Annotated in this window: 6 protein-coding genes; 2 read left to right on the top strand and 4 right to left on the bottom strand. The window is 70.7% G+C overall.

Annotation, left to right across the window (positions count from 1 at the left end):
• Nucleotides 1-114 precede the first annotated feature (114 nt).
• The 4 genes from ABJI51_RS06340 to ABJI51_RS06325 all read right to left on the bottom strand — a co-directional run bounded on the left by ABJI51_RS06340 (nt 115) and on the right by ABJI51_RS06325 (nt 4,138).
• On the bottom strand, nt 115-447 hold the full coding sequence (locus tag ABJI51_RS06340) for a beta/gamma crystallin domain-containing protein (RefSeq protein WP_348948197.1): 333 nt from the start codon (nt 445-447) through the stop codon (nt 115-117).
• Between the two features lie 83 nt (nt 448-530).
• Nucleotides 531-917 carry a beta/gamma crystallin domain-containing protein gene (locus ABJI51_RS06335; RefSeq protein ID WP_348948704.1) on the bottom strand — a complete coding sequence of 129 codons (387 nt, stop codon included), beginning with the start codon at nt 915-917 and terminating at the stop codon, nt 531-533.
• Between the two features lie 99 nt (nt 918-1,016).
• Nucleotides 1,017-2,168: a PucR family transcriptional regulator gene (locus ABJI51_RS06330; RefSeq protein WP_348948196.1), complete on the bottom strand. Its 1,152-nt coding sequence runs from the start codon at nt 2,166-2,168 to the stop codon at nt 1,017-1,019.
• 758 nt (nt 2,169-2,926) lie between these two features.
• On the bottom strand, nt 2,927-4,138 hold the full coding sequence (locus ABJI51_RS06325) for an NAD(P)/FAD-dependent oxidoreductase (protein WP_348948194.1): 1,212 nt from the start codon (nt 4,136-4,138) through the stop codon (nt 2,927-2,929).
• A gap of 204 nt (nt 4,139-4,342) precedes the next feature.
• On the opposite strand from ABJI51_RS06325, the gene ABJI51_RS06320 reads away from it, so the two are divergent.
• Together ABJI51_RS06320 and ABJI51_RS06315 are read left to right on the top strand one after the other, a co-directional pair.
• Nucleotides 4,343-4,543 carry a hypothetical protein gene (locus ABJI51_RS06320; protein ID WP_348948192.1) on the top strand — a complete coding sequence of 67 codons (201 nt, stop codon included), beginning with the start codon at nt 4,343-4,345 and terminating at the stop codon, nt 4,541-4,543.
• A gap of 84 nt (nt 4,544-4,627) precedes the next feature.
• Entirely contained in the window at nt 4,628-6,607 is a 1,980-nt protein-coding gene (locus tag ABJI51_RS06315; protein WP_348948191.1) for an SDR family oxidoreductase, read from the top strand.
• Nucleotides 6,608-6,664 lie beyond the last annotated feature (57 nt).

Raw genomic sequence — 6,664 nt, 5'->3', positions numbered from 1 at the left:
GGGTGGTTGGTGTTTTGGTAAAAACTGGTTTTCACCTTTTTTACGCACTCACGACAAGCCGCGGCAGACCGCCCAACCCGGCGATCCGCTGGTTCGGCTTCGGCGGCTCCGGGCTCAGAGGATCCGGATCTCGTCCATCCTCACTCCGCCGGGGTGGTTCGGCCAGGTGAACTTCGTCCACTTGTCGATCGGCGTCTCCGGCTGCCACCGTCCGTCACCGAGCCACTGGGCCCGGTTGTTTCCGGTCCAGATCTCGGTGACCCAGAAGGCCGAGCCCGCCAGGTTGTAGATTCTCATGGACCCGGCATTCGCGAAACACCAGGTTTTCGAGGGAAGATTGCTGGCGTGTACCGTGACGTGCAGGAATTCGTCGTTGTTGCACGGGACCTCGTTCATGGCCGATGCGACACCCGCCGGAATGGCGGCCGTCATCGCCGCGGCGGCCACCACCGTCAGCGCCAGCCTCTTGACATTTCGAGCCAACTTGATCCCTCCACAGCGGGAACAATCACTTGCCGGAGCTTGGAGCTTCAGAGGATCCGCACTTCGTCGAGCCGCACTCCGCCGGGGTGGTTCGGCCAGGTGAACGTGGTCCACTTGCCGATCGGCGTCTCCGGCTGCCACCGCCCGTCACCGAACCACTGGACCCGGTTGTTCCCGGTCCAGATCTCGGTGACCCAGATCGGGTTTCCGAACAGAGTCCGGATTTCCATGGACCCGGCGTTCGCGAAACACAGGTTCTGACTGGGGAAGTTGCTGGGGTGTACCGTGACCCGCGTAAATTCGTTGTTGTTGCAGGGGACCTGGTCCATGGCCGATGCGACACCCGCGGGAATGGCGGCCGTCATCACCGCGGCGGCCAGCACCGTCAGCGCCAGCCTCTTGACATTTCGAGCCAACTCTAGCCTCCGGATCATGGACAACCATTCGTTGGAAAATTGACACCGGCAATGCGCGCCGGTAAGAAAAACCGTAGCAACCGATCCGGTGACGAAACCAGGTACCGCGCTACGACGTCAGCCGCGCCGGATTGGAGATCCGCACAAGCTGCGGTACTGCAGGGCCCACCACACCTCGAACGCCGTTTCCGTGTCCTGCAGGTCTGCTTCGGTCAGCGCAGCGAACCGCTCCAACCGGTAGCGCAGTGTGTTGACGTGGACGGACAGTGCGGCAGCGGCTTCGGGAATCGACCGCCGCCGGGACAGATACGTTTCGACGCTGTCGAGCAACGCCTCGCCGATGGCGCTCTCCGCCTCGACCGGCTCGATGTACCGGGCGTGGAGGAACTTGCCCAGTTCCGGCTCGTTCGCCACCGCCAGCCGCAGCGCCATGCGCCCCCGGTCCACGATCCCGCGATAGCCGAACCGGGTGGCCGCCTCGAGCAGTTGCGTGGCCTCGGCGAATCCGGCACGCAACCGCGGCAGTTCGATCGGGCCGGCCAGTCCGGCGGTGACGTCGCCGGCCAGTTCGCTCGCGACGGGCTGGGACAGCACTGCCACCGCATCACCGCCGTAGGTGCCGGCCAGGGCCTTGTCCTGCGCGCCGGCCGCGCGTTCCAGCACGCCGGTGACCGCGAGCGGATCGGTGTTCGCCGACCGGGCCCGCAGCACCCAGTACTGCCGGTCGGCGGTGAGCCCGTACCCGACCCCCGCCGCGACCATCTGGCCGGTCGTCATCGTGCCTTCCAGCAAGCGGGCAAGCAGGGAGGTCCGCTGGCGCTTCTCGCGGCGGGCGAGGTCGAGCTCGGCTTCGCGGTGGCCGGCGAGGAACTCGTTGCCGTACTCGTCGCCGAGCTGCCAGATCCGCTGGGCGCCGAGCAGCATGGCCTCGGCAGAGATGGCCTGCGCCTGGGCGGTCCGGAGAAATTCGTCGCGCAGCAACGCTATCCCGTTCCGGTAGGCGGCCAGGACGTCGGAGACAGGGACGCCCTGCAGTGCCCGGCGCCGCCCGGTCTCCCGTTCGTCCTCCACGACATCGCCGGAGTGCTCGCCGCCGAGGGCGGCGAGCACCCGGACGACGTTGCGGTGCGCCGACGGCCGGACCTCCGACAGCGGAACCACGCGGTAGGAGCCGATCCCGGCGGTGACCCGCACCTGCGCGGTCACCAGCTCGTCGACCGGGAGCTTCCCGGCCACCAGCGCAAGCTGGGCATCGAGCGACTCGGACATGTTCCATCCCTCTCCCCTGGACGTCACACGAATGATCCGGCCCCACCGGACGACGCGGCTCGCTGCAGCCTCGCCACCGGTTCCGATGATCGGACAGCGCCCGGGCTTCAGCCGGAGTGCTCACGGGGCGCGTCCAACGCTAGGAGACCAGTGGCTCCAAGATCGTCACCGCACAGCGGGAACTTCGCTGTAGCTCGCACGGGGGACAAGAGTTCTTTCGGGCGGCCGATGACCTCGCGGGCCGCGTCCAGTTCTCCGGCGCGCGTCGATGGCCCGGGTCAGCAAGCGGCGGCCTTCACCGGCCGGCCGACCTCGATCAGTACCCGGCCGGCCATGACGTCGATCTCGTCCCGGCTCATCCAGTAACCCACTCCGGCTCGGGAATCCCGGGCGACCGCTCCTCGTGGGTGTCGTCGACCAAGTCGAGGGCCACTCGTGAGCTACGCGCAGCGGATCTTGCGGCGGTCCGTACCGAGACTCGACGGACACGTTCAGGGCACGCGAGTACGTGATGACGTGTTCCCGCTTGACGGCCCGGGTGCCGGTCTCCAGGTGCCCGAGCAGCGCCTTGCTCCAGCGGGTCTTGGCTGACATCGCGGCGCGGCCTGGGCCGGCACGGCCTTCCTGGTCATCCGGCTCAGCAGTCCGGCCAGGAACTACGCGCGTTTCCGCCTGGGCAATGAGGGCCGGAACGCAAAAGGCGTCCTCCTCCAGTCCGAGGACCAGGTGACGGCCTTCTTGAACATCCCCGTGGCGGATTACTGGGCGTTCGAAAGATCACCCTCCCGAAGCCACGCGGCATCGACCTTCTGGTGCCCGTCGACCAAGGCGGCCAGCGCGTCTCCGTCGTCCCACATGTTCACGTTCATCGCCGCCGTCACTTCGCCGTCGCGGAGCCAGAACGCCGTGAACTCGCGGGCCGCCAGGTCTCCCCTGACCACCAGCTCGTCCGAAGCCGGGTCCGCCAGGCCGCGGTACTCGCAGCCGAGGTCGTACTGGTCGGTGAAGAAGTACGGCGTCGCCAGGAACGGCTCGTTCTCCCCCAGCAGGTTCTGTGCCACGTGCGCGCCCTGGTCCTTCGCGTTCGCCCAGTGCTCCACGCGGATGCGGCGGCCGTAGCGCGGGTGGAAGTGGGCCGCGATGTCGCCCACCGCGTACACGTCCGGGGCCGCCGTGCGCAGGCCCGCGTCCACGCTCACCCCGCCGTCGTCGGACAGCTCCAGGCCCGCCGCGTGGGCCAGCTCGACCCGCGGGGCCGCGCCGACCGCGATCAGGACCACGTCCGCCGTCAGTTCTTCGCCGCTCGCCAGGCGGATGCCCGGGCCCGGCGTGATCTCCGCGACCTGCTCGCCCAGGCGCCAGTGCACGCCCTTTTCCGCGTGCAGGTCGCGGAACACGCCGCCGACCGTCTCGCCGAGCACGTTCGCCAGCGGCACGCGGACCGGGTCGACCACCGTCACCTCCGTGTCGTGCGCGCGGGCCGCCGCGGCCGCCTCCGAGCCGATCCAGCCCGCGCCGACGATCAGCACCCGCCCGGCCGCCGCGAACGCCGACCGCAGCTTCAACGCATCGTCGAGCGTGCGCAGCGTGTACAGCCCAGGGTCGTCGCCGCCGGGGACGGGGAGGGTGCGCGGGCGGGAGCCCGTCGCCAGGACCAGGCGGTCGTAGCGGTGCTCGCCGCCCGCGTCGTCGAGGACCAGGCGCGCGCCCAGCTCGATGCGCGTCGCCGTCACGCCCGGGGTGAAGCGGATGTCCTTGTCCGCGTAGAACTTCTCCTCGTGCACCCAGTCCGGCTCGTCGGCGTTGCCCAGCAGCACGCCCTTCGACAACGGCGGCAGCTCGTACGGGCGGTGCCGGTCCGACCCCATCAGCAGGACGTCGCCGGTGTAGCCGCGCTCGCGCACGGCCGCCGCGGCGGACGCCCCGCCCAGGCCCGCTCCGACGATGACGATCTTGTGCGGCTCCGGCATCCCGACCTCCCGTGAGACTGTCCGGAGCGCACGGTACTCCGGCGCCGTCCGGATCACGACCGGGCGATACGCCGGAAATCCCCGGAACGCAAGAGAAAACCCGCGAGTAGGCAGATCGGGTGAACCGGCGTCATAGCCTCCCCGAGACCCCCTCCCACCCTCGCACGGAGCACGACCACGACAAACGAGCGGAGGGCGGCGACCATGAGTCGGGGCGAGTGGTCGATCGGCTGCCGGGATCTGGCCGGCAGGCGCAGGGACGTGACGGTGTTCGTCAGCAACGACAAGGTGGTGCTGGTCGCGCCGCCGGGCGAGGCGGCGGTGCTCGGGCCGCTCGACGTCGGACGGCTGCGGGCCGCCCTGCGTGACGCCGTCGTGGCGACGGCCGACGAAACCGAAAGCTGAGGCCGGGCTCGCCCGGTGACACTGACAACTACCGTTCCTACTTTCCAGTAGGTTAGAGTCGGTCCCGACGAGAAGGGACCGGCCATGACGACCTACTTCGTGACGGGCGCGACGGGCTTCATCGGAAAACGCCTGGTCGCGCGGCTGCTACGGCGGCCGGAGACGTCCGCGGTGTACGCGCTGGTCCGCGAGACCTCCCGCGATCGCCTGGCCCGCCTGGCTCAGGACTGGCCGGGCGCGGACAAGCTGCACCCGGTGCCCGGCGACCTCGCCGAACCACGGCTCGGCGCCGACCCCGCCGTCCTGGGGCACCTCGACCACGTCGTCCATCTCGGCGCCGTCTACGACCTCACCGCCGACGCGGAGGCCAACCGGCGGGCCAACGTCGAGGGCACGCGCCACCTGCTCGCCTTCGCCGCCGCGGCGCGGGCCGGGCTGGTGCACCACGTCTCGTCGATCGCCGTCGCGGGCGATCACGCCGGCCGGTTCACCGAGGCCGACTTCGACCTCGGGCAGCACTTCGGGTCGCCCTACCACGCGACGAAGTTCCAGGCCGAGAAGCTCGTGCGCGAGCAGCCGCTGCCCTACCGCGTCTACCGGCCGTCCGCGGTCGTCGGCGACTCGCGCACCGGCGAGATGGACAAGATCGACGGCCCCTACTACTTCCTGCCCGCGATCTCGCGGCTGGCCGCCCTGCCGCGGCGCCTGCCCCTGGCCGCACCCGATCTCGGCGCGACCAACCTCGTGCCGGTCGACTACGTCGTCGAGGCGATGGACTTCCTGATGCACCGGGACGCGCCGTCCGGGACGACCTACCACCTCGCCGCCGCGCGGCCCCAGCCGCTCAACTCCGTCTACAACGCCTTCGCGCGCGCTGCCGGCGGCCCCACGATCCGCGCCACGCTGCCCGCGAAGCCGTCCGGCGTCGTGCGGCGCGCCGGCACGAAGGTCGCGAAGGCGGCCGCGGCGGGCATCGACCGCGTCCCCGGCGGCCGGGCGGCGCGGGCCGCCGTCCTCGAGGAACTGGGCATCCCGCTCGAAGTGCTGCCGCACCTGACCATGGACGTCGAGTTCGACACCGCGCGCACCAGGACGGCGTTGTTCGGCAGCGGCATCGAACTGCCGGACCTGCGCGACTACGCCGCACCGCTCTACCGGTACTGGCAGGCCCACCTCGACCCGGACCGCGCGCGGCGCGGGCACGGCCTGGCCGGGCGGACGGTGCTGATCACCGGGGCGTCGTCCGGGATCGGCCGTGCGTCGGCGCTCGCCGTCGCACGCAAGGGCGCGAAGGTGATCCTGGTGGCCCGCCGCGCCGCGGAACTCGACCAGGTGCGGCAGGAGATCACCGCCGCGGGCGGCACCGCGGCGGCGTACCCCTGCGACCTCACCGACGGCGACGCGGTCGACGCGCTGGTCAAGGACGTGCTCGGCGAGCACGGCGCGGTCGACATGCTGGTCAACAACGCCGGCCGGTCGATCCGGCGCTCGGTTTCGCTGTCCACCGAACGGTTCCACGACTTCGAGCGCACGATGGCGATCAACTACTTCGGCCCGGTGCGGCTGATCCTCGGCTTCCTGCCGTCGATGGCCGCGCGGCGGTTCGGGCACGTCGTCAACGTCACCACCCAGGGCCTGCAGACCGACACCCCGCGCTTCTCGGCGTACCTGGCGTCGAAGGCGGCGCTGGAGGAGTTCGGGCTGACGGCCGGGCGCGAGACGCTGTCGGACGGCATCACCTTCACGTCGGTGCGGATGCCGCTGGTGCGGACGCCGATGATCGCGCCGACCGGCTACCGCGGCATCCCGTCGAGCAGCCCGGAACGCGCGGCCGCGCTCGTGGTGAAGGCCCTCGAAGAGCGTCCGGAAGTGCTCAGCCTGCCCGAAGGCCGCGCCGCCGAGCTGGCGACGCTCGCCGCGCCACGGCTGGCGCGGTTCGCCGCGCACCTGGCGTACCGGGCGATGCCGGAGTCGGCACCGGAGGCCCGCGGGCTGCCGCGGCGTCCCGCGCCGGCGTCGGTCGCGGCGACGCTGACCCGCCTGATCTGGCGCCGCCGCGCCTGATCGCCGCGTATTCCGCCGATACGCTGGCACGGACGGGAGGGGACTTTTACCCTCGCG

This window comes from Amycolatopsis melonis (genome assembly GCF_040064235.1).
Classification (GTDB): domain Bacteria; phylum Actinomycetota; class Actinomycetes; order Mycobacteriales; family Pseudonocardiaceae; genus Amycolatopsis; species Amycolatopsis melonis.
Note: the sequence above shows the minus strand (reverse complement) of the source record. Positions and strands in the feature narration are given on the sequence as shown.

Bases quoted from the DNA above. Each gene is read 5' to 3' on its own strand.
- ABJI51_RS06330 (WP_348948196.1), bottom strand. From the start codon at position 2,168: ATGTCCGAGTCGCTCGATGCCCAGCTTGCGCTGGTGGCCGGGAAGCTC.
- ABJI51_RS06325 (WP_348948194.1), bottom strand. From the start codon at position 4,138: ATGCCGGAGCCGCACAAGATCGTCATCGTCGGAGCGGGCCTGGGCGGG.
- ABJI51_RS06315 (WP_348948191.1), top strand. From the start codon at position 4,628: ATGACGACCTACTTCGTGACGGGCGCGACGGGCTTCATCGGAAAACGC.
- ABJI51_RS06320 (WP_348948192.1), top strand. From the start codon at position 4,343: ATGAGTCGGGGCGAGTGGTCGATCGGCTGCCGGGATCTGGCCGGCAGG.
- ABJI51_RS06335 (WP_348948704.1), bottom strand. From the start codon at position 917: ATGATCCGGAGGCTAGAGTTGGCTCGAAATGTCAAGAGGCTGGCGCTG.